Genomic DNA, 23570 nt, shown 5'->3' with positions numbered 1-23570 from the left:
TTATTAAGTGGTTGGAGGTGGTGCCATGATCAAATTAAAACCCATACTGCGATAAGTTTTGTATCTTTCACGTGCCAACTGTTTCAAATTTTCATCAATGGGTACAAAGTCTATCACTTCATGGAAGGCTGTGGCAAAGTTTGCAAATGTTGATTGTAGATTTATCAATATATCTCTTGCTGAGCTACCACGTTTTGTTGGCCAACAAAGCTCAACCGGCGCGCCATAGCGAGGGCCCTCACCGGCTAAATTGTGTGGGACAAATTGATAAGGTTCTCTTTGCCAAAGTATTTCATCCAATTTTTCGGCTTGTATTTGATCCTCACAAGCAATTAAAACACGTTTACCCATCCGCCAGTTTTCTGCTGCTAGCTGACAGGCTAACCATTCATGACTTTCAAGTTCTGCTTGTGAAGATAGCTGCGCTATTAAATAGAAAGTTGCTTTTTTCATCGCATTACTATTATAGAAAAAGGGTATTGCTTACAACACCCTATTATAAATTCACTGGTGCGATTATTCGTCACAGTTTATATAAGCACGATTTAACAGAAATTGAGCAAGTAAAGCCACCGGGCGGCCTGTTGCTCCTTTTGCTTTTCCTGATTGCCAAGCTGTTCCTGCAATATCTAAATGTGCCCAGTGATATTTAGTAGCAAAATGTTCCAGGAAACAGCCAGCGGTAATTGCACCACCAGAACGGCCGCCTATATTGGCAAGATCTGCAAAATTTGATTCTAACTGCTCAGAGAACTCTTCAGCCAGAGGCAGTCGCCATGCTTTATCGCCTGCTTGCTTAGCGGCATTCAGTAATTCATGTGCTAAGGGATTATGGTTTGACATTAATCCACTATAGTGATTACCAAGTGCAATAATACAGGCTCCGGTTAAAGTTGCAACATCAATTACCACATCAGGATCAAAACGTTCTACATAAGTTAGTGTGTCACAAAGAACCAATCTTCCTTCTGCATCAGTATTAAGGACTTCTACTGTCTGCCCTGACATGGTGGTTAAAATATCACCAGGGCGATAAGCTTTACCGCTCGGCATGTTTTCACAGCCGGCCAACACTGCGGTGACGTTAATCGGCAGTTTTAGTTCAGCAACAAAGCGCATAACGCCATAAACAGTTGCGGCTCCACACATATCGTATTTCATTTCATCCATGCCATCGGATGGTTTAATAGAAATCCCACCAGAGTCAAAAGTTAATCCTTTACCGACCAACACAATCGGTTTAGCCGTTGGATCGTCACTTCCTTTATATTGCATGATCGACATTAGCGATTCGTTTTGTGAGCCTTGGCCTACGGCTAAATAGGCATTCATCGCCAGTTCTTTCATCTGTTCTTCGCCGATCACTTTGGTAGTAAGATTTTCATAATCATCCGCTAATTGACGTGCTTGTGAGGCTAAATAGGCTGCATTGCAAATATTGGGCGGCATGTTAGCCAGATCTTTGGTTGACTTTATACCCAGCGCGATAGCCAGGCCGTGTTGAATAGCGCGCTCGCCATTAGGTAAATCACGGCGTGTTGGAACATTGAAGACAATTTTACGTAATGGACGTCGTGGCTCGCTCTTATTGCTTTTAAGTTGGTTAAATACATATAATGTTTCTTTTGCAGTTTCTACTGCCTGGCGAACTTTCCAATAATTATTGCGGCTTTTTACATGCAATTCAGTTAGAAAGCAGACGGCTTCCATTGAGCCGGTTTCATTCAAGGTATTAATTGTTTTTTGGATAATCTGTTTATATTGACGCTCATCGAGTTCACGTTCTTTTCCGCATCCAACTAACAGAATGCGTTCAGATAATATATTAGGAACATGGTGAAGTAATAGCATTTGGCCAACTTTACCTTCCAGTTCTCCGCGGCGTAGTAAGGCACTGATATAGCCATCACTGATCGTATCCAGTTGTTCGGCTATAGGGGATAAGCGGCGAGGTTCAAATACCCCAACAATGATACAGGCGCTACGCTGTTTCTCTGGGCTACCGCTTTTTACACTAAACTCCATGCATTCTCCTGAATTTTAAAGACAAAGATTAATACTATCGCTAAAATTAACGAACAGTATAAATTTACCTTATGAAATAGCTGCTTTATGTTAAACTAGCCGAATGGTTTACGGATAGTAATAGGTAACGATTAAGCATATTCTGTTTGGTGATCGAATAGTTAATGCTGCATTTATCATCATGATACATTGTAACCATTAAGAAAACCAAAATATTGTACGTAACTGTTACTATACGACGAAGTTAGCTATTTTGCTGCAAAAAACAAATTTTCACAGGTGTAATTAGTGTGATTATAATTCGATACTTAGTTAAGGAAACGCTGAAAAGTCAAGTTGCAATACTTTTTATCCTGATTTTAATTTTTTTTAGTCAAAAAACAATCAATATATTAAGTTCAGCGGTTCAGGGAAATATTCCTTCCGATTTGGTTTTTCCTCTTCTGGGGCTTGGAATTCCTGAAATGGCACAATTGATTTTGCCATTAAGTCTGTTTCTTGGCCTGTTAATGACCTACAGCAAACTCTATATCGATAGTGAAATTACTGTCATGCATGCCTGTGGCTTAGGTAAACGGGTATTAGTGACAGCGGCTTTAATTTTGGCATTGTTTACCGCTCTGGTTGCGGCAATAAATGTAGCCTGGATGTTACCCTGGTCGGCAAAATATCAAGAGCAAGCATTAGCCGATGCGAAAGCCAATCCTGGTTTGGCCAGTATGGTTGAGGGACAATTTAAAACCACTAAGGATCAAAATATTGTTCTTTATATTAGTGATGTAAAAGGCAAAAATTTTACTGATGTTTTTATGGCGCAATTACGCCCGGTTAATAACCAACGTCCTTCCGTGGTGATTGCTGAAAGTGGACGTATCCGAGAGGATCAAAACGGTAATCAAATTGTGGTATTAGATAAGGGAACCCGCTATGAAGGTACAGCACTATTACGTGATTTTCGTATAACGGATTTTAAAGATTATCAGGCGGTAATCGATCATAAAGAAACCGCAGTTACAGGCGATAAAATCGAGCAAAAGGATATGTTGCAATTGTGGCGTGCTACAGATGCTGAATCAAAATCAGAATTTCACTGGCGCTTAACATTAGTCGTTTCGGTACTTATTATGGCCTTGATGGTTGTGCCACTAAGTGAAGTTAATCCCAGACAGGGACGAGTCTTAAGTATGTTACCTGCGATGTTGCTTTATTTAATTTTCTTTTTATTACAAAGTACCCTGCACTCTAATGCTGAGAAAGGTGAAATTGATCCCAGAATAACAATGTGGCTGGTTAATGGGGCTTTTTTGCTATTAGCTATCATATTAAATATTTGGGATACCGTTTCGATGCGTCGAATACGTGCTAAGTTCTTTAAAGGAGTCGCCTGATGTTTGGTGTATTAGATAAATATATTGGGCGTACTATTCTCTCCTCGATCCTAATGACCCTTTTTATGTTGGTTTCATTATCGGGCATTATTAAATTTGTTGAGCAATTAAGAAAAGTCGGTGATGGTGACTATACCACCTGGAGTGCCGGAATTTTTACTTTATTAACTGTTCCGAGAGATATTGAAGTATTTTTTCCGATGGCAGCACTGTTAGGCGCATTACTTGGATTGGGAACCCTGGCAACCCGTAGTGAATTGGTAGTGATGCAGGCGGCTGGTTTTTCTCGCTTACAGGTTGCGATGTCAGTGATGAAGACCGCGATCCCTTTAGTGATTTTGACGATGGTTATTGGTGAATGGGTTGCGCCTGCAGCGGAGCAGTGGGCACGTAACTATCGGGCTGAAAAAATTGTCGGTCGATCGCTAATGGTAACAGATCGTGGATTATGGGCTAAAGATGGTAATAATTTTATTCATATTCAGCGCGTTATCGATCAAAATGACATAAAAGAAATTTCCATCTACCAATTTGATGCGCAGAAAAAACTGCAAGCGGTCATTTTTGCCGCTTCAGGTCGCTATAATTCTGATACTCACCAGTGGCAATTGTCACAAGTAGATAAATCATTGATTAAAAATGAAAAAGAAATTACTGGCTCTCAGAGTTTATTGATGGATTGGAAAACCAACCTAAGCCCAGAAAAATTAGGGGTAGTTTCTCTGGAACCTGATTCGTTAGCAATCAGGGGCCTGTATAAATATGTTAAATATCTTAAGGAGAGTGGGCAAGAAGCATCAGTCTATCAACTAAGTATGTGGAAGAAAATTCTGTCACCACTTTCTGTCGCTGTTATGATGTTAATGGCACTATCATTTATTTTTGGCCCGCTGCGCAGTGTCGCAATGGGGGTAAGGGTATTGATCGGTATCTCAGGGGGGTTTATTTTCTATCTGCTAAATGAGGGCTTTGGTAACCTAAGTTTAGTCTATGGTGTTCCTCCTCTGATAGCAGCAATGTTACCTAGTGTATTATTTCTGGGATTTAGCATTTTATTATTAATGCGACGCCAATAATTAGTTTTGACAGCATGGTTAGGTATATTTTCAATGCGCTACTATGCGGATAAAAAATTTATTTCTTATTATTTGGCTTAACCATGATCAGGGCTTTCTAGCAGTTTTTTGACCAGATTTGCCGCAAAATCTTGTTTGGTTGGCTGGAAAGGATTGTTATTGTGATTTATGGTTAACGCGGCAGTTAAATCATTAACTCCTTCGGTTAACCGACTAAATTTACTGCCTTTTTTGCGTGAAATAACGGCAAATATACCAATACGTTGTTGTGGGATCATGGTCATATAGGTATTAAAACCACCACCGCCACCCGTTTTTTGATAGATACCGGGAATGCCATCGCGAGGATTCATATAAACCCATCCAAGGCCAATACCATCGGCATGGCCAGCGACGTCCATACCTTTAATGTCGGTAAGCATATCGCGAGCAAAATAGATCGCTTGTTCACGTTGAGCGGTTTGTTTACTTACTTGCGTATGGGTTGACAGAAATTGTTGCATCCATCTTTGCATATCAGCTGGCGTTGAATAAACCCCTCCACTACCGGCGGCAGCTAAGGTACTAATACATGGACTAGATTTATAGCCCACCATTAGACGAGAACATTGATTGGTAGTTGGTGTAAAGGTGGTATCATACATTTCGGCTGGTAAGGTAATTTTTTCGGCAAATAGTTGCTTATAAGATTTTCCTGCCGCTTTTGCCAGGGCATCGGCTAATAGATCATAAGCCAGATTAGAATAAGCAGCTTTGGTTCCTGGTAAGCATTTAATTTTTGCCTTTTTGAGCCATGTCCAACGGTTTGATTGGGTTGGCCAAACAAATACCGGCCGGCCGATTTTACCGCCAGGTTGCTCTCTTGGTAAACCACTGGTATGACTCGCCAGGTGATATAATCGAATAGGCTGTTTGCCATGATAAATAGGAATATGAGTACCGAAATAGCTGTAGTTTTGTAGGGGATCAGTAATACGTAATTTTTTATCTGCTTCTAATTTGATCATGACTTCACTGGTCATTAGTTTGGTTAATGAAGCAATGCGGATCAGTGAATTAGGGCCCGGCTTTTGTCGCGCTCCGGGCCCAGTTTCACCGTAATAGCGGGTCACTATCTGATCATTATCGATGACAACGATTGCCATCCCTTGTGGATTTGTTTCAGCAAAAATTTGGCTAGCAAAACGATCAACCAAATCAGTGGTTTTTTCTGTAGCGGGTTGATGACGATTAAGAATTTCTAGTGCTGTTGGTGAAATTGATGAAGTTTTGGCTGAAGGAAGCTTTGTTTCTGTTGTCGATGACGAGCAACCAGTGAGCGATAAAAATAGTGTCAAGGCTGAAAAGAATTTTAGGCAAAATAGTTGCATTCTTAATAAACCAGTATCAATAAATTTTTATAAACAATCGCCTGATAAATACTTAATTTTTCATTAACGCCTTCATCAGGCAGCAGGAAAAAATAGATTATGTTATCGATGCTAAACGTATTATATAATATAACTCTCTAATTATAGAAAAATTGTGAATATAAGCTACAAAACTATTTTCTAATGTTTTATTGACAGCACAAAAATCTAATTCTTATAGTGGTTAATATTGAATCGATAAAAGAGTAGCCATAACACACTACTCTTTATTATTTAATTGGAAGCTGGTAAGGGATTAACGTAAAAAACTTTTGGCACTATCCAACATAGCATTGATGGTACTGCTTAAAATTTTAACGAAGTTATCATAGTTATCATAGTTATCATAGTTAGCATTGGCGGCATTATAGCGTTGTGACATTTCATCTAGCATGGCTTGATAATCTTTTTTAGTGGTATCAATGGCGGTATTAATCAGATTGAAACGAGCTTGGGAGATCTCAAGATTATCTCTAGTTGGTTGTTGCAGATTTTTCACTACTTCTATAACACGTTCTAGTAGCTTGATATCAATTTTAATTTTAATTGTAATACCTTGGGTTAAACTATTAGCATTGATTTGATCCAAATTGGGTGCTTCAATCAAAGTGCCAGTAACTTTTTGTTCAAATGATTGGCGATAGCTTTGCATCAGTGCCAATACTTGTGCTTCGGTGTAACGCACATCACTGTCATCGCCAACTTTTTGATAATCTCCATCCGCATGTTGAATAAATTTAATTTCTTGTTGATAGATGATCCCGTCGGGCTCCTGCGATAATTTAGTTTTCAATTGTTGGAAATCATCCAATATTTTTTGCTGTTTAAGAGTGATAAAGTTATCTTTTGAGCTTTCGTTAACATAGTTACTGACTTCGGAAAGTAAGCCACTAATTTCCTGGAATTTTTCCATACTATTTTTAAACACATCGCGATAACTATGCAGATAACTTTTATTAGCATCTCTAATAGTTTGCTGAATATCATTAAACATCACAATTAATGAGTGATAACTATTTTCGTCTAATGTGTGTTGCGCTTGCGTGAGTTTTTGTTGGCTAGCGGCTAATAACACTTGATGTGACTGTTGATAACTTTTTGCAACAGGCGCAGGATTTTCATCAGATAATAGTCGGTTAAAGTTAATTAGGCCGTTATCTCTTAGTGCTTGACCTTGCTCTAATAATGTTTGGCCGTTTTTTATTAATGTCTGATCTTTATTTATTTTTCCATTTATTATATTTTGAATCCCATTGTCTATCTCTCTATTACCATTTTTTATATCGTTGAGTGATCCCTCTATGACATAAAAATAGAAATTTTGTTTGTTTTGCAATTTATCATCTGGCTTAAGGTAAATGAGATGATCTTTTATTATTTCAGGCGGTAAAATAGTCAAACTTGCCGGTAGAATAGGTTGAGTATCGGTTTTGATAAATGCAGACACGGTGTTTTTGTGCTCTATACTAGACGAAAACCCGGCAGAATATGACGTGGAATAATTTATTGCTGTGACCATAAAAATTCTCGTTTCAATCATCGATTATTAAGTAAACGCTAATATTAAGCTCTAATATTGCCTGAAATAGTGGATACAGTTTGTTGACTATATTCGATCATTTTATTAAGAATTTGTATCAGTTTGTTTTTTACCTCGTCATTGATATTTTCTTCCCGCTGATGGGTCTCTCCGGTGGCATTATTAATTTGCTGCTCAGTTTCTAAAATACGTTGGTTACCCTGTTCTTTGACTTGTCCAGAAGCTAGGGGTTGTTGCGCAATTTGACTGATTGGGTTTGATAAGCTGCTAATGGCATTTCCAGCTAACAGGGAGCTATTTTGTAGGGTGCCAACATTGTTGGTGGTGGTTTGCGACAACCCTTTATAACTGATCCCTGTGCCGGCGATTGTCATTCCCAGACTTAAAGAGCTACCCGCGATAGCACTTGTCAATAGTGAACCGGCTTCAGTGTACTTACTATTTTTGACTTTTTCGCTGGATTGTAGGGTGGTGATTTTTAGTTGGTCTCCGTTGTTACGGCTTTTGGCGTTAAGTTCTCTTGATGTAGCTGATATTTTTTTCATTAACGATAGCAATTCCAAATTAGTAGTTCCTAATAAATTCATTACGGTAGGCAATAATTTTGTTAAACTATCGATTAACGCTTGCTCATCTTTTTCCACTGTTGGTGGTGTAAGTAGCGGTAAATTGGTTTGATTGATTTGCTCTTTGGTTGTCTGTTCAATCTGTAGCTGTGCTGTTTTGTTAGCTAAATGCTGAGAGACTAATTTGTCAGAAACTTGATTAGATTCCGTCGCGTTTTTAGCATCCTTTACCGCTAATGACGGAATAAAATTTTTAGTTACTGAAGGGGTAATAGTTGTCATGGTTAAGTCCTTTTTATGCCATAGTGTTTAAATTATGGGTAATATATTTACCGGTATGCAGGCTTTGGCTGCCCATTTCGCCTATTTTACGTATTAACTCAGCGATCGTTTCCATCTCTTTGGCAAAGTTATCCATCACTTGGCTAAGCAGTTTATCCAGTTGAGCCATTATTTGATTAATGACGGTCAAATCACCTAATCGTTTAATAACATCGACTTCCAGATCAGTGGCGTGGAGATTTAAGGCAGCATTTGTGCTGGCATTGGTAACGGAAAGGCCAAGCAGACTTTTTTGCATCGCTGAGGCACTGATATGTTGGGCTAATTTATTTTTCATGGTATGAATTAATGCATTATTAATGGTTTTATCCAGCAAGTTATTGAATGCTTGTTTGATAGCGATAGCAATCATTTTGCTGGTGTTGTTGCTTACCATACGTGCTAAGTTAGTTAATAGGTTATTGATCATTTTGTCCAGCAAGTGATTTAGGGCACGTTTAAGCTTGTCAGCGATAATTTTACCGATCATTTTACCGGCTACACTGGCTAATTTCGCTGAGCCAATGGCGGCAGCAACCATTGTTACTGTAACGATAATGGTAGCAACAATGTCGGTTATTTCCTTGGTCTGTTTTTTCAGCTCGGCGATTTCACTTTCTGATGCTCCCCGTAATTTAGCTTCGCTAATTGCGATATTGCATAAAAAGTTGGAGATCTCTTGCGCTATTTTCATCATCAACTCACCGACTGGCGCTAATGCTTTATTCATAAAGGAGCCGCCTCCTGCTGCCTGGCTGATGGTATCAGCAGCGAGTAAGGCGATGCCGACTGCGGCTAGCGCCAGGCTGGCACCACCGGTAAAGACGGCGGCGACCACCCCAACCGCGGCAATTAGCCAGGAAAAAATTTGGCTGCCAATCGCCAACCATTTACGCGCTTCTTCTGCTTTACGGATTTTTTCATCAATATCCTGCGCTCGTTTTTCTGCCTGAATTTCAGTCATTTGTTGCATTTCTTGCAAAATTTCCCGTTGACTATTCATACTTTCTAGGGTGAGGGAACCGAGCAATTCACGCATTTTGGCCATTAGATAAGTGAGTTTGGCGCTGCTTGGCAAATGCTGTGATTCCAGCTCGATTAAGGTTTTAAAGCTAGCTAGTTTTAAACTGAATAGGCTTTTTTCTGCTTCATCAAGTTGGTTAACGATGTTAGTGTCGTTTTTGAGATCAGCCAGTCGAACACGCTGATGTTCGGTATCTCGCACCAGGCTTTTGTAAGCGCCTTGGGCGACTGAGATAGAATATAATTTCCGTTTATCCTCATCCATCGAGTAGCGAACAGCGTTATACCATTCGGTATGGATAACACCATTATCACGCCATTTTTTATCGGTTTGGCTGGTGCTATCGCTAAAGATAGGTTTCAGACGATTACGCTCAATGCCTTGGAGGAATTGTGTGATGGCGAGTTTTTTTTGCTTGAGTTCATCAACTGACAGTTTGATATTAGTTAAATCTAACTTAAGCCATGGAAACTCTTGCTCTAACAGGTTGCTCATCTCTTGCCGGTCAGTGAGTCTATTTTTTCCTGCAATAGCCTGCCTAAACTGTTCGCTGAGTCCTTGATTTTCAAACAGATTGGCCAGTGCATTAGTATCAGCCTCGGTTTGTTCATGTAACTTTTTGGCGACATGCAGCCAGCTGTCGATAAAATCATCTCGATACTGGCTGAGATTTTTTTCAATTTTCAGGTAGATTTGTTCCACTTTTTTAGCTTGTTGAATCTGATTATTCAATTGGGCTTGAATTTTCCACTGGGTTAGATTTTCGCGTAGATTTTTAATCTCATTTTTACCGATAAGTTGTTGATATTGTTTCATCAGTAACAGTAGTTGGGCATTATTATCTGCGTTAGATAAAAGATTATCTGCCGGTGGAGTAAGGATAGGTATATCTTTACCGGATTGATTTTGACTGGTGGTCTTTTTTTGTTCGTTTTCAATCACACTATTGACTTGTTGAGTAATTTTTTTTTGTAGCGTGGTTAACTGGTTGACTAGATTATTATCTACAATTATATCTTGCTTTTCGGCAGTAAACGGGTGTGTTTTGTTGGCTGTTAGTCGACTAATGTCCATCATCTTTAGGTCATCCTTGCTTATCGTCGTTTGCTAAAGAGCTTGCTAAGAATTCAATGTAGGCTTGTGCTCTATGCTTTAATTCTTGATCGTTGGCATGTTGATAGACTTTCTGAAAACAGTATTTAGCTTTCTCTTTTTCACCGATGATAAGATTACATTGACCACCGTAGAACATTGGGCGATAGTCATTATCACCATGTACATAAGCTAGAGCGTAAAGATCAAGCGCTGTTTCATACTGTTTCTGTAACTGCTTAACCGCTGCTAACCCCATAATGTAATCGCTATTATTGAAATCATATAAGCAGAGAAAACGAAAAAAAGTCTCAGCTTCTTCCAGTTTACCTTGTTGATAAAAATTATAAGCAAAGCGGTAAACACCATCCATCAGTTCATTAGGTATGCCTTCTAAATCTTTTAGGCTGGCACCTTGCTGAAGGGCTTCTGTCACCAGTTCAGTATACTCATTCAGTTGAGCATCCATGTTATTATCATTTGTGTTGGTCGTATTTTGCTGTTCCATAGCATCGTCTCGCTTTATTTATGACAGAGTAAATGAATTTAAGCGGTTTAACTTGCAAAAATCCGCCAAGTTAAAGCATAAATATTAAGGTTTTTGCTCACGGTTTTCTGTTTCTATAGTTGAATTTTCAAGTACGGCAGCCATTTCTACCTGCTTTAACCAGATAAAAATATCAATCACATCCAGTAAATCTTGTTTTACCACGGTTTCGTACAATCGATAGCGGTGATAAATTTGGCGTGCCAGTTTAATGTTACGCACAATTGGGATACCGATCTCTTTGGCATAGGCTTGTACCGCCAGTGCATATTGGTTCGCCATGCGAACTGCCACCAGCGGTAATATGCTATTGTCAGGATCAAAATAAATACCGACAGCAATATGGGTCGGATTGGCTAATATCATTGATGATTGTGCTATTGCTTGTTTGGTTTCAGCGTTGAGTAGTTCTTGATGAGCTCCGCGACGTGCCGATTTTATTTCTGGATTACCTTCATTTTCTTTGTATTCTCGTTTTACTTCATGCTTTTCCATTTTCATATCGTTGTGATGGAGAAAATATTCACACAGGGCATCTAACAACAAAATAGGTAGTGAAAATAGCAAAAAAAACAAAACAAATTTCAGCGTTAAGATACGCCAATCATAAATAATATGCCAAATCGTTTTTCGTTGGGTGAATAATAGTGTCGATTGATATGATTGAATGAAAAAATAACAACTACTGATAAAAATAGTTAAAAATAGTAATGCTTTGAGCAGGTTTTTGAGCGCTCGTTTATCTACTAGCCGCTTTATTCCTTGCACGATATCCAGTTTTTTAAAATCTAGTTTAATAGCTTCGGTTGCCAGGATAAATTTTGCTTGGATCAATGATGGGATAATGGCAGCTAATGCACTGATAAAAATCACCGGTAGGACAGTCGATAAAAATAATGATATTAATGCATTGAAAAAACTTTGTGGGTTAATATTGTATGGATTTAACAAAATATGTTGATAAAAATTAATAAATTGCTCAAACTCGAGATAAAACCCTAATACACAGATGCCAGCAAAATAGGCACAAGCGGAAACTAAATCTTTGCTTTTAAAGGATTGGCCTTTTTTAGCTGAATCACGTAATTTTTTGGCCGTTGGTTTTTCTGTTTTTTCTGCCATCAGTTACCCACTATGATTATTGATGAAATTGACGGCGGGAGCACCGAAATAAGTGTTTGTGGTAGCGTCGTATTGAACAGAATAAATAGCAGGCTAAAAGCCACGATGCTTTTAACAGTCAACGATAAAGAGAATGCGTTTAATTGCGGGCAAAATAATGAATAAACGCCCAAGCCGATTTCTAGTATAAATAGAGCGATTAATATCGGCGCTGATAGGGTTATTGCTAACATAATGAAACGGGTTAACCATTTGCCTAAAGCGAATAAATCAACATGATCAATTGGGCGGCCGATAGGTAATTGTTGGTAACTTTCGGTTATTGTAGCGATGAATTCGAGCATACCGCCTTGATTGAGAAACCATGCAACACAGAACATATTGATTAATGACGCAAGTGAAGAAGATTCAGAACCGGTCGCTGGATCAAGCATATCGCTAATACTGGCTCCCCTTTGATTATCAATGAATTCACCTATCGCTGAGGCTAGCCAAAAAGGTGTCGCCATCAAGATACCCATAGTTAAACCGATAAATAGTTCAACAACAGATAATGCAATGAATTGACTGGTTGATTGCCATGTTGGGATAACTATCAATGGTGATAAACAGAGGGTAAGTAATAAAATGATAATTCCTTTTAAGGATAAATTGGTCAGTATGCGATCACTCAAAAAAGGCAACATAAAAAATAGTGGCGCTAAACGGGCAAAAATTAATAAATAATTGAACAATGAATTTTGTAGTTGTAGATAGAGTTCTATCATTGCGGTCAGATCCCAGTGGTGAGACCTAAATTGAACATTTCAGTGGCATAAGCGATCACTTTTTCTGCCAACCAACCGGCTTGCATTAATAAGCAGATAAAAACAGCCACTAGTTTTAAACCAAAAGGTAATGTTTGCTCCTGGATCTGGGTGACGGTTTGTAATAGTCCAATCAGCAAGCCGATAGCAGTAGCAACCAGCACAGGTAATAATGACAGGATCAGAATCAAATAGAGGCCTTTACTCATTGCATAGCTCATGTCCATATTATTTGACCGCCATTAAATCTAAGTATTGCGAAATAAGCCCTTCTGATAATAAAGACCAGCCATCCATCGCGACAAATAAAATCAGCTTAATAGGTACCGATAGGGTAATCGGGCTCATCATCATCATGCCTAAAGCTAGTAGAATACTTGATACAACTAAGTCAATGACCACAAAGGGTAAGTAAAGATAAAAGCCGATGATAAATGCGCTTTTGATTTCACTCAGTGCATAGGCGGCTAATAGAGGGATAAAAGCACCACTTTCTATCGAATCATCGATTTGGCTTTCTGGTTGGGGAGTATGTTTTTGCGCAGTGACAAAAAAATTAACCAGTTCTGGATCGGCGTATTTACGTAAATAGTGGCGATAATCCTGTAAGCTTTCATCTAAAAACTGATCGAGTAACACTGGATCAGCAAAACCATGCGGGTTTTCTGTTTGAAAATTAACACTACAGAGATAAAAATTTTTAGCTAATGGTGCCATGATAAATAGTGACAAAATTAAAGCAATCGCATTTAACACCATATTGGATGGCACTTGCTGTACCCCTAAGGCATTCCTCACCATAACAAACACAATGGAAAACTTTAAATAACAAGTTCCTGCTGCTATCAAAAAGGGAAGTAGCGTGGCAATTGACAGCAGGATAATGATAGAAACAGGATTATCTGTCATGGTGGCTAACCTTCTCGTTCGGTAGATAACAGGGTGTGTAATTCAACCGCAAGTTGTTCGCCGACCTGGATCAATTCTCCTTTAGCAAATGGTTGACCGTTAATTTCCAAAGCGATTGCACAATGTGCATCACTATTAAGTATCAGTTGTGTGCCGCTTTGCCAGGATTTTATCGTATTCAAACTAAAGGTTTGGTGTTGTAAGATAAAATCCACTTTTAACGGTAACTGATTTAAATCAAAAATAGTCGCAGAGGATTCAGGGCTGGCATTTTGATCATCCTGATCAGAGACAATAGGCTGTTCTAACATAATATTTCCTTTAGGTTGCCAGGTGTAATGAAATAGCGGTAACGTTTCTACGCTAAGAGATGTTTTGGATTGTTGCAGTAATAAAATATCACCCGTTTGTAAAGTGCGAAAAAGTTGCTGTTTTAATCGACTATGGCCAATAGAAAATCTGACCTGTAAAGGTAAATTGGCATAGCCATTCTCTTTTAACGATGCAGTGCCATTGGCGTCAACAATCAATATCTGGCCTAGCGAACTTGTTATTCTAATCGCATCAATCGGTTCTTGCAGACAGGCAAATTGTGTGACTTGAATTTGAAATTCACCTAATTGTGGAATTGAAATAGTGGTTAGTTGTTCTTGTAGCAATTCAATTAGATAGCTGGCAGGAATAGAAAGCCAGGGCAGTGGTGCTAACATCGTTAAGTATTGACTGAGTGCGACCTCAATCGGTAAATAAACGGTTAACTGTAATTTCGGTTGTTGTAATACTAATACGAAGTGGTAGCTATCAGTAACAATTTGTTCGTTGGGGTAATGTGCTGTAAGTGCGACAAATAACGCGCTTTTATCTACATATCTGCTGGTTCTAAGTGATAATTTGCCTTTCATGATGATGGCTCACCTGATTCCTCACTATTATCGAGTACTTCATTGAGTGTGATATTCAGTGTGTCAGATAAAGATACTGACCGTGCAGATATTTTCTCGTTTAAATGGCGCTGAAGTATCGACATAACATAGTTATTTGATGCCATAAGTTGAAGATGGTGATCTGCAATTCGGTAAATATCAACGTGATGAGTACCTTGCCATTGAGTGAATGTATAACGTAATTCTGCTTCAGGTGATGGATGGCTAAATGGTACAGCGATTGTTGCCGTTTTGGCGGCTGGTTCTGCCGCTATGTCACTTTGGTAGCTGGCTGAGGCTTGGAAGGTTGGCCAGCCAGCCAAAGGAAGTGCACTATCGTTATTAGCTAAGTTATTACTATCTATAGGAGAGCGGTAATTTTCTTGTGCTGCTGGTTCTATGCTATTTAACTCATTTGCAATCGTCGGTGATAAATTGTGTTCTGTTACCGTTTTATGGCTAATGTTTTTCAAATTAGCACTGTTAGCGGTGAAAGTAGCTATTTCTGTGTCAGCAGTTTTGTCGTCATATTGTTGTTTGACTCCGATTGTTGATTTAATTTTTTTGCCGATTTGATGGTTTTCTTCAATATCGAGGACGATGTCATTTTTTTTCATCAATGGGCGATTAACTGGATAATTGTTTTTATCGGTATCGACTATTGTGGAATAGTGTTGATAGTGCGACTGAAGGAGATCAGTGGTTATTTCAGTCGTGGAGAACGGCGGATTAATGGGGATTATTATGTCGGTGGTAACCAACTCTTCCTGCTCTTTTGGTCGCTGTTTTTCATAAGTCATATTTTCGGCTGGTAGCGCTGTGGCAAGAATAGAGTGTAATAAGGTTAATTTTTCATCAATTACTATTGAGAAATCGGCATTATTAATCTGTTCATCGTGGCTATCCGATAAAGAGCAGGTGGTGGACGGATTATCTGGTAAATAAGAAAAACTACTAATAATCCGTTGGCTTTGATGAGTAACAATATTAACCATAAATTGCTAATTCCTGTAATTGTATCTCTTCTCGCGAAGCGGTTTTTAAACGGTGGCATTTTTTTGCCTGCTGATAGCAATGGCTTAATTTTTTCTCTTTTTTTATCAATTTGAACTGCTGTTGTTGAAGTAAGCTTTTTTGTTGTTCCAATTGGGCTATCTTCTGGTCGATTAGTGCTATTTCTGCCTGCACTTGATTGGTTTGTGCTTTAACTATCGCTTGCTTCCTTTTTCCATCAAATAAGGCGTTATAGGCTAATTGTCCAGCAGGCTCTAAGGTCTTCGCTTGTTCGATTAGTTGAGTAAATAAAAAATAAGCTTGTTGCTGTCGCTGCTGTTCATTGGCTATTTCTCCTTTAATTTGGACGATGGTTGCCGCTACTCTAGTTTGCTTTTGTTGAAGCAGTTTGATCGGAGTTTCAAATTTACGCCACGATGTCATAAAGCTCCTTAACGGATTGAGAAAACGAATAAGATTGTTGCCATGATTGTTGCAGAAACTGTTCGATGGCATTTTTCTTATTGATGATTTGGTCATGCTCACGATTTTCTCCAGCGTGATACTCGCCCAACTCCCGTAACAGTTTTAATGATTCTAACTGGGTAAGATAGTGACGAAAATTTCGTGCCGCTGTTTGCTGTTGTTGCTCAGTGATTTGTTGAAACAACCGACTGGTACTACGCAAAACGTCGATGGCCGGGTAATGCCCTTGTGCGGCTAATTGTTGAGAAAGGTAAATATGGCCATCCAGAATAGAGCGTATTTCATCGCCGATCGCATCGGGTTCTTCTTCATTTTCCAGTAAAATGGTATAAAAAGCGGTTAATGCACCTTTTTGGGTATTGCCGGGCCGTTCAAGCAATGAGGGTAGCTGCTCAAAAACCGAAGCTGGAAAACCTTTACGAGCAGGTAGTTCACCTGAAGCCAGGGCCACATCACGCAAGGCACGGCAATAACGGGTAATGGAATCGATAAAAAGAACGACATGTTTATTTTGGTCACGAAAATATTCTGCCACGGTGGTAGCCACTAAGGCGGTATTGCAGCGATCAACCGCCGGCTGATCGGAGGTTGAACTAATAAGAATAGTTTGGCTGCCACGTGCTGAACGCTTTAATTCATCAACAAATTCAGTAACTTATCGTCCTCTTTCACCAATCAACGCGATAATGAAGATATCCGCTTGTGCATAATTGATTAGCATATTCATTAACATGGTTTTGCCACAACCTGCGGCGGCAAAGATGCCTAATCTTTGCCCTATACCGCATGTTAATAGCCCGTCAATCGCTCGAATACCGGTGGCAAAATAGTTGGTGATAGGTTTTCTACTTAAAAAATCAGGGGCGCTGGCATTAACTGAGCGTCGACAGCTAGTAGTTGTAGATACAATTGGTGGCGCAAAACGTAGGATTGGTTGGCCCGCAACATCTAACATGGTTCCTAATAGCGTTTCATTTAATTGAATGGAGAGCGTATTGCCTGTTGGCTCAATGACTGTCGTTAAAGAAAGGCCATACGAAGAACCCATTAAGCTAAGTAATGCTTGTTGTTGATGAAAACCGATTACTTGAGCTTGTCCAATAGTTTTAAGACTGCCAGGATAGGGTTTTAATAAGCAAATCTCGCCGATAAAAACTTTTCTTAATGGTGCCTCAATAATATTTCCCTGAATGCGTACCGGATAGGCAGCTTGATAGAAAGGCGTAAAGTTACTATTCATTGCCAGTTAACCAATAAACAATGTGTTGATAGTGAGCATATGTTGGAAAAAATTGTCGATGGCTTCGGTAAATTGCGTCGCATTTTCTAGCACTGTGATTGAGAAGGTTGCACGCAACTCAAGCACATTTTTATCATTGAGAAAATAAGCGGGTTGTCCTGGATAAAAAAAGGGCGAATGGTTACTAATCATCGTTTCGAATAAGCGTTCACTTAATTGTGAAATAACATTTTGCTCTACATATCCAAGATTAGTCCATATCATCGGCAAATCACTTATCATAGCGATATGAATATCAGGTAATTCTTCTAATTCAAGCGTGATAGTAGAGTGATTATTGAGTTGATGCCCTTGGGGAAATAAATGCGGTTTTCCCATTATTTTTATTGCATCGGTGACAAGTGAAGCAAGATCCATTTGCATAATTCAGTCCTTGAATTTATTAAATTGTTTTTATGATATTGACCTCAGTTCCTTCTGTGATCTCGGAAAACGAGAGGACATTCAGTTCCGGATAATGTCTAGCTAAAATTTTTGTTATAAAACGACGTACATCAACTGAGCAGAGTAAAACTATTTTAGGAATAGTATAATTTTCTTTAATTGTGACTAATAACCTATCTTGTACAACATCTAATTGAGCTGGTTCGAGATTTAAAAAAGAGCCTGACGAAGTTTGTCGTATTCCTTGGCGAATAATCTCTTCTAGTTCTGCTGAAACGATTAGTACATGCAATTTTTGTTGAAAGATAAAACTAGCTGTAATGTAACGTGCTAAAAGTGCTCGAATTTGTTCAACTAACATAATCGGATCTTTTTCTTTCGGTCCCCATTGCACCAGCCCGCCTAAAATTATCTTAATATTACGAATCGATATCTGTTCTTGAAGTAGACGTTGTAATACTTCGGTAATTCGTTGGATCGATACATGGCGGTAGCACTCTTTCAATAATTCAGGATATTTCTTTTCTAATTGATCCAATAAATCTTTCGTTTCTTGAATACCAAAAAACTCACCGATATTACGGGTTATTACCTGACTGAAGTAACCGTAAAATTCGTTGATATCACTTTCGAACAGATAGCCTAGCGGCTCTAATCTATTTTTTTCTTTTTGTTGTACCCAGTAGCAAGTTTTGCCTTGTTTCAGGGTTATTTGGCTGTTAAGACCCAACTGAGCAAATTCACTGCTTTTATTGAGCACTCGATAACTTTCAAAAATAATATCAAATTCTGCGCTTCTAACTTCATTGACTAAGACAATGACTTTATAGGGTTCTAATTCGGTAGAATAATTGATAATAAAGTCAGGTAATAACAAGCCATATTGAATTAGGATCTGATTTTTTAACCACTGGGTTAATCGATTATTTTCAATATAATTTTCATGCTGCTCTGAGATTGAAATAATCAATGGTAGCGCTTCATGATAAGAGACATCTACATTAGATTGCGATTGAATATTATTTTCTCTGTTGCTAATACTACTATGCTGGCCACTAGTTTTTTGCTGATTTTTAGCCTTTTTTTTATTAAGTAAGGTTTTTCTTAAATAGGAACCGCTGATTAATATTGATAGTAAAATAAATATCAGTGTTGGAAAGCCTGGTAAGAACCCCATAATAAACGTTAAAGCCGCGGTAATAATTAAAGAAAAATCATGAGAAAACAGTTCTTTGATAATATTTTGACCCAAATTTTTCTGCGTGCCTCCCACTCTGGTGACGATAAAACCGGCACTAATCGAAATGAGTAAAGCGGGGATCTGGGCGACTAACCCGTCACCGATGGTTAGCATGGTATAAGTTGTCAATGCTTCACTGAAACTAAAACCCATCTGCACCATTCCAACTGAAATGCCACCTAAAAAGTTAACAAAAATAATTACAATGCCAGCAATAGCATTTCCCTTAATAAATTTCATTGCACCATCAAAGGCGCCATATAATTGACTCTCCTGCTCAAGTTCTATGCGGCGGTGTTTGACACCTTCATTGTCAATAATGCCAGATTTTAAATCAGCATCGATGCTCATCTGTTTACCGGGCATGGCGTCAAGAGAAAAACGGGCAGCAACTTCGGCTACCCGTTCAGAGCCTTTGGTGATTACGATAAACTGTACTACGGTTACGATAGCGAAGATCACCAATCCTACGACTAGATTGTCACCAATCACAAATTGACCAAAGGAAGTAATGATGTCGCCGGCATCGGCATCGAGTAAGATCAGACGGCTAGTGCTAATAGATAATGCCAATCGAAATAAGGTAGTAATCAACAACAGAGCTGGAAAACTGGTGAAATGAATGATTTTGGTAATATAGAAAGAACTCATTAACACTAATAGTGAAATGACAATGTTTAAGCCTATCAACAGATCAACAATATACGTAGGCAATGGCAGTATTAGCATGGCAATCACTAAGATCATGATGCCAAGAACGATAGGTTCAGGCTTGTTTCTAATTTGCAACAAAACTGATTGCAACATATTGCTTTCCCTGCTCTGAAAATTAAAGGCGACGTAAGGTTTTTTCTTTTTGATAAAGTAAGTCAAGTAATGAAAGTAATTGTGATAGTGTTTTTTCCCTGATTTCTGCGCTTAAGTAGATTTCTATGGTTATCGATTTAAATGCCGTCATAAGTTGTTGAAGTAATAGAATATGTTGACTGATAACAATAGTTAGCTGTTTACTAGCGATAATATCTTGAATGATAACCATCATCGCTTCTGGATCACTTAATCCCTTAATAAAAATGGTTAACCAACTAACTTGAACCTTCGGCTGTATTAAAAAGGGTAAATTAGAGCAGTAAGCGAAAAAGATTTTGTCAGCAGAAGAGAGTTGTTTGATCCGGCCTAAAGAGGATAGATAGACAGCAAATTCGGGCATAAAAGAGCAACTAGGTGACAACGCTTGCATATCACAGAGTAACGACTGCAAAACAAAATCAATAATTAAAAAACGTTTATCATAGCCATATTGATTAACCCACTCCTCATAAAACCATAGCGGCTCAATATCTTGGCTAATAAAATCACGGTATAACTGGCGCAATTGCATGGCACTTAATGCCGTTTGATAGCTAAATTGTTTAGCTTTTAGTGCAATATTGATACCCGCTCGGGTTGCTTTTGCTCGTTGATTAGTACCCTGGCAAAGTGAATTGATTTCGGCTTCAATCTCAATGGCCAATGAGGCAGAAAAATAGCGTCGGCGTAAAAGCTCTTTTAGCACTGAGACAAAGTCACTATCATCAGGAAAAAACTGGCGCAGTAAGGCTAAAATATCAGCTAATTTATTCTTTTGGTTGTGTAATAATTTGATCACGGTGGCCAGTTTTCTATCTGCATTATCTTCCAATATACGGCTATTTATTTCGCTACTATCCTGTTGTTTCTTTTGTAGATCTTGTCGGCGATTAAATTGACTCATAGCCATTGACATATCATCCATAATATCTAACAGCTGGTGGTGGTGACTTACTACCATTGGCGTAGGTTTAGTTGTTTCAGTGTCAGATAAATGTTGGCTTTTTGGTTGTTGGTGCAACAAAACTGATGAGTTAATTTTATTGATATCTACCATTTTTATTACCTATTCTCTCCATTGATATAAGTATAAAGAAGGTCAATAGCCGCCTGTGTTTGCGGATCAACCGGCTTAAATGGATTTTTTCCCAGCGAATCATTCAATAGATTTTTTTCTTTAACCAACCTGGGTTGAAGCATAAAAATACGTACCATTTTTTTATTGGTTGTACTGCTATAGCGAAATAATCCACCTATCCATGGAATATTGCCAAGTAATGGGATCTTACTCTCGCTGGCATCTATATCTTCTCTGGTATAACCGCCAATCAGCAAACTATCGCCTTGGGCTACACGAGCCACTGTACTGATATTGGTGCGATTAATTACTGGCAGCGCATCGATTTTTTCTGTTTCACCGTTGTTGGTTTTTTTTTCAGCGCCATCTTCTAAATTGATAACCATCTCAATTTCATTGCCGGCGGGAGAAAGGCGAGGGAGGACACTGATCATAGTACCAAATGTGGCTGACTCTAAGGTGGCAATACGCTCTCCACGTACTTGAGTATAGAATGTGGTGCTGTTATCAAAGATGGCAGGCGTATTTTCTTGCGTTAGGATAATCGGGCGGGAAACCATTTGAGCACTTCCTTCCAGACTCATTGCTCGTATTTTGGCTAAAAAATGTACCCCGGCCGCAGCACTAATATCGCTGGTATTAAGTAAAAAGTTACCGTGTTTAGTGTGGTAACTGCTTTGCCAATCAATACCCAGGCGATCAGCTTCATGCTTGGCGATATCGATGATCCACAATGACAGCTCAATTTGTCGTTTTGGTTGATCAAGCCGTTGGATCATTTCATTGATCAATTGAATACCTTGAATACTGCCTTTGGCTAACAGACTGTTAGAACCAGGTAAAGGCATTAACTCGATTGATTCTTTGCCAACACGGGTAACAAAGGAGGGTTCAGGTTGATATTGTTCGTCAATGTTAGCAATTTTTGTATCCGTTTGACTTGCCGTTTGTTTGTTGGATTGAAAAAGTTGTTGTAAAACGGTACTGATGCCAGGTAAGACTAATTTTTCTCCTCGGATAGAGTAGCTTCTATCGGTGACAAAGGTATTTTTTAAAGCAAAGATGTGAACATAATCATTACCAAAGCGTTTTTCTTCAATAATATCCTGTTTTAACTGCCGTGCTTCTTGATCCAGATATTCTGCCGCAGCTTGAACTAACTTCACATAAATTGGTGGCCCAGAGACATAAAAGGTTTTGTTATTGCTGCCACCACGTAAGGGATAACGTGGATCGTAAAGACCGATAGCATGCAAATACTCTTTTACGCGCTTGAAATCGATCTTTTTTAGATTCAGCATCTGTTGTTTCATTTCACTGCCATCGTAAACATAAATGACGTTACTATCATTAAAATAGATAAATGCCATTCTACGTATGAAAGTATCAAAAGCGGTTTTGGGGGACGAAACATCAAATCGACCTGAAATTCGCTTCTTTTTAACTGCGGAACTGAGAATAAAAGGTTTATTTAATTTATCGGATAATACGTCAAAAAATTGTTCAACCCGACTATCAACGGCAATAAAAAGATCATTGTCCTGTTCAATATGATCTTTAACTAAAACGTCTTCTTTTAAATTTGAAAATGTCGTTGCTTGATTAGGAAAAACAATCAATAGAAAACAACATGAAAGGATGGCCTTAAATAACGGGCTAATCTTCATAAAACGACTTCCTTATCAATCTAAATGACTTAGGTGTGGCGCCAAAAATAACTTTTATCTCTTTTGATAGGTGTGAAGCGGAACTAAAACCGTAATCCAGCGCTATATTGGTTAGCGGTTTATTTTTTAGAATAATTGATAAGATTGCTGAAGTAGCTCGCCATGAACGTAGCTGTTTTTTACCACATAGACCTAAATATTGATGACAAAGGCGCCGAAAGTGAGTCTCTGAAACGCCATACTTCAGACGAATTTCCGTTATATTATTAACGTTTTGTTTCATTTGATTAAGTAAATGATGGGTTATCCAGTAGCATTCATGATTCCTCATCGCTTCAATTAATGGCCGCAATGGCGTCTGATAAGGAGTTAGCAGTGAATTGATAAGTAAAGTTTGAATATCCTTTCCGATGCTAGAATCGAGAATAAACATATGATTTTTAGTTATTATTGATTGGTTAGAATAATGAGGAAGATTGTGGTTAGTTAACGCATAATCGATATAAGCAACCAGTTTTATACAAGAAAAAATATCTGATTTTTCTATTATCCAATGATTATGAATTGGTTTTATTGTTGAGACTTGTTCCAAGGATAAAAATATTTGCTTATCAGTTAAATGATAATATTGATTCTGTTGGTCTTTTATAATTCCAAATGAATTATTATGGATATATAAAAATAAAAAACATTTGATATTTATATTATTAATATCTATTTTATTTTTAGGTATAAAATAATTCATATACTCCTTCCCTGATAAATCTAATTTATAATATAAGTGATTTGTATAATATGATGTTTAACTTGTTAGCTTTAAATTTT

Annotated in this window: 21 protein-coding genes and 1 pseudogene; 2 read left to right on the top strand and 20 right to left on the bottom strand. The window is 38.3% G+C overall.

Going from position 1 to position 23570, the window contains the following annotated elements; genetic code table 11:
• Positions 1-3 precede the first annotated feature (3 nt).
• Both WH390_RS10405 and pepA read right to left on the bottom strand, forming a co-directional pair.
• Positions 4-453 (bottom strand): DNA polymerase III subunit chi, encoded by a 450-nt coding sequence (locus WH390_RS10405; RefSeq protein ID WP_032114416.1) that lies wholly within the window; start codon positions 451-453, stop codon positions 4-6.
• Positions 454-516: 63 nt separating this feature from the next.
• Positions 517-2025, bottom strand: coding sequence for a leucyl aminopeptidase (gene pepA, locus WH390_RS10400; protein WP_032114417.1), 1509 nt, complete (start codon positions 2023-2025; stop codon positions 517-519).
• A gap of 290 nt (positions 2026-2315) precedes the next feature.
• Between pepA and lptF the strand changes: the two genes are divergently transcribed.
• Together lptF and lptG are read left to right on the top strand one after the other, a co-directional pair.
• Positions 2316-3413, top strand: coding sequence for an LPS export ABC transporter permease LptF (lptF, locus tag WH390_RS10395; protein WP_032114418.1), 1098 nt, complete (start codon positions 2316-2318; stop codon positions 3411-3413).
• A complete protein-coding gene (gene lptG / locus WH390_RS10390) occupies positions 3413-4489 on the top strand; it encodes an LPS export ABC transporter permease LptG (protein WP_032114419.1) in 1077 nt (358 codons plus the stop codon). The genes lptF and lptG overlap by 1 nt, the downstream gene beginning before the upstream one ends.
• Before the next feature lie 77 nt (positions 4490-4566).
• On the opposite strand, the gene ampH is transcribed toward lptG, so the two are convergent.
• The 18 genes and pseudogenes from ampH to WH390_RS10300 form a co-directional block, all read right to left on the bottom strand.
• Complete coding sequence (gene ampH, locus WH390_RS10385; protein ID WP_081932851.1) at positions 4567-5859, bottom strand: D-alanyl-D-alanine-carboxypeptidase/endopeptidase AmpH; 1293 nt, start codon at positions 5857-5859, stop codon at positions 4567-4569.
• 295 nt (positions 5860-6154) lie between these two features.
• Entirely contained in the window at positions 6155-7345 is a 1191-nt protein-coding gene (locus WH390_RS10380) for an IpaD/SipD/SspD family type III secretion system needle tip protein (RefSeq protein WP_406850575.1), read from the bottom strand.
• Positions 7346-7461: 116 nt separating this feature from the next.
• Entirely contained in the window at positions 7462-8286 is an 825-nt protein-coding gene (locus tag WH390_RS10375) for a hypothetical protein (protein ID WP_032114421.1), read from the bottom strand.
• A gap of 13 nt (positions 8287-8299) precedes the next feature.
• On the bottom strand, positions 8300-10426 hold the full coding sequence (sctE, locus tag WH390_RS10370) for a type III secretion system translocon subunit SctE (protein ID WP_032114422.1): 2127 nt from the start codon (positions 10424-10426) through the stop codon (positions 8300-8302).
• A gap of 7 nt (positions 10427-10433) precedes the next feature.
• Positions 10434-10949 carry a type III secretion system translocator chaperone SicA gene (sicA, locus tag WH390_RS10365; protein WP_275451264.1) on the bottom strand — a complete coding sequence of 172 codons (516 nt, stop codon included), beginning with the start codon at positions 10947-10949 and terminating at the stop codon, positions 10434-10436.
• Between the two features lie 84 nt (positions 10950-11033).
• Positions 11034-12110, bottom strand: a complete 1077-nt coding sequence (locus tag WH390_RS10360) for an EscU/YscU/HrcU family type III secretion system export apparatus switch protein (RefSeq protein WP_032114423.1) — start codon at positions 12108-12110, stop codon at positions 11034-11036.
• Positions 12110-12877 carry a type III secretion system export apparatus subunit SctT gene (gene sctT, locus WH390_RS10355; protein ID WP_052044774.1) on the bottom strand — a complete coding sequence of 256 codons (768 nt, stop codon included), beginning with the start codon at positions 12875-12877 and terminating at the stop codon, positions 12110-12112. The genes WH390_RS10360 and sctT overlap by 1 nt, the downstream gene beginning before the upstream one ends.
• 5 nt (positions 12878-12882) lie before the next feature.
• Entirely contained in the window at positions 12883-13143 is a 261-nt protein-coding gene (gene sctS, locus WH390_RS10350) for a type III secretion system export apparatus subunit SctS (RefSeq protein ID WP_032114424.1), read from the bottom strand.
• Position 13144: 1 nt separating this feature from the next.
• Complete coding sequence (locus WH390_RS10345) at positions 13145-13825, bottom strand: EscR/YscR/HrcR family type III secretion system export apparatus protein (RefSeq protein WP_032114425.1); 681 nt, start codon at positions 13823-13825, stop codon at positions 13145-13147.
• A 5-nt stretch (positions 13826-13830) separates the two neighbouring features.
• Complete coding sequence (locus WH390_RS10340; protein ID WP_032114426.1) at positions 13831-14727, bottom strand: FliM/FliN family flagellar motor switch protein; 897 nt, start codon at positions 14725-14727, stop codon at positions 13831-13833.
• Entirely contained in the window at positions 14724-15743 is a 1020-nt protein-coding gene (locus WH390_RS10335) for a hypothetical protein (protein ID WP_032114427.1), read from the bottom strand. The genes WH390_RS10340 and WH390_RS10335 overlap by 4 nt, the downstream gene beginning before the upstream one ends.
• Positions 15736-16185: a hypothetical protein gene (locus tag WH390_RS10330; protein ID WP_032114428.1), complete on the bottom strand. Its 450-nt coding sequence runs from the start codon at positions 16183-16185 to the stop codon at positions 15736-15738. The genes WH390_RS10335 and WH390_RS10330 overlap by 8 nt, the downstream gene beginning before the upstream one ends.
• Positions 16169-17467: pseudogene (gene sctN, locus WH390_RS10325) on the bottom strand (type III secretion system ATPase SctN). Before sctN ends, WH390_RS10330 begins: the two are co-directional and overlap by 17 nt.
• A 6-nt stretch (positions 17468-17473) precedes the next feature.
• Positions 17474-17890 (bottom strand): hypothetical protein, encoded by a 417-nt coding sequence (locus WH390_RS10320; RefSeq protein ID WP_032114429.1) that lies wholly within the window; start codon positions 17888-17890, stop codon positions 17474-17476.
• 19 nt (positions 17891-17909) lie between these two features.
• The gene (locus WH390_RS10315) at positions 17910-19958 is read right to left on the bottom strand and encodes an EscV/YscV/HrcV family type III secretion system export apparatus protein (protein WP_032114430.1); all 2049 of its coding nucleotides are present in this window, start codon (positions 19956-19958) and stop codon (positions 17910-17912) included.
• Positions 19959-19980: 22 nt separating this feature from the next.
• Complete coding sequence (gene sctW / locus WH390_RS10310; RefSeq protein ID WP_032114431.1) at positions 19981-21057, bottom strand: type III secretion system gatekeeper subunit SctW; 1077 nt, start codon at positions 21055-21057, stop codon at positions 19981-19983.
• 5 nt (positions 21058-21062) lie between these two features.
• On the bottom strand, positions 21063-22745 hold the full coding sequence (sctC, locus tag WH390_RS10305) for a type III secretion system outer membrane ring subunit SctC (RefSeq protein ID WP_052044775.1): 1683 nt from the start codon (positions 22743-22745) through the stop codon (positions 21063-21065).
• Complete coding sequence (locus WH390_RS10300; RefSeq protein WP_052044776.1) at positions 22735-23490, bottom strand: helix-turn-helix domain-containing protein; 756 nt, start codon at positions 23488-23490, stop codon at positions 22735-22737. Before WH390_RS10300 ends, sctC begins: the two co-directional genes overlap by 11 nt.
• Positions 23491-23570 lie beyond the last annotated feature (80 nt).

It is taken from the genome of Candidatus Arsenophonus nilaparvatae (assembly GCF_045346035.1).
Lineage (GTDB): Bacteria > Pseudomonadota > Gammaproteobacteria > Enterobacterales > Enterobacteriaceae > Arsenophonus > Arsenophonus nilaparvatae.
This window is presented reverse-complemented; position numbering and strand designations above follow the sequence as displayed.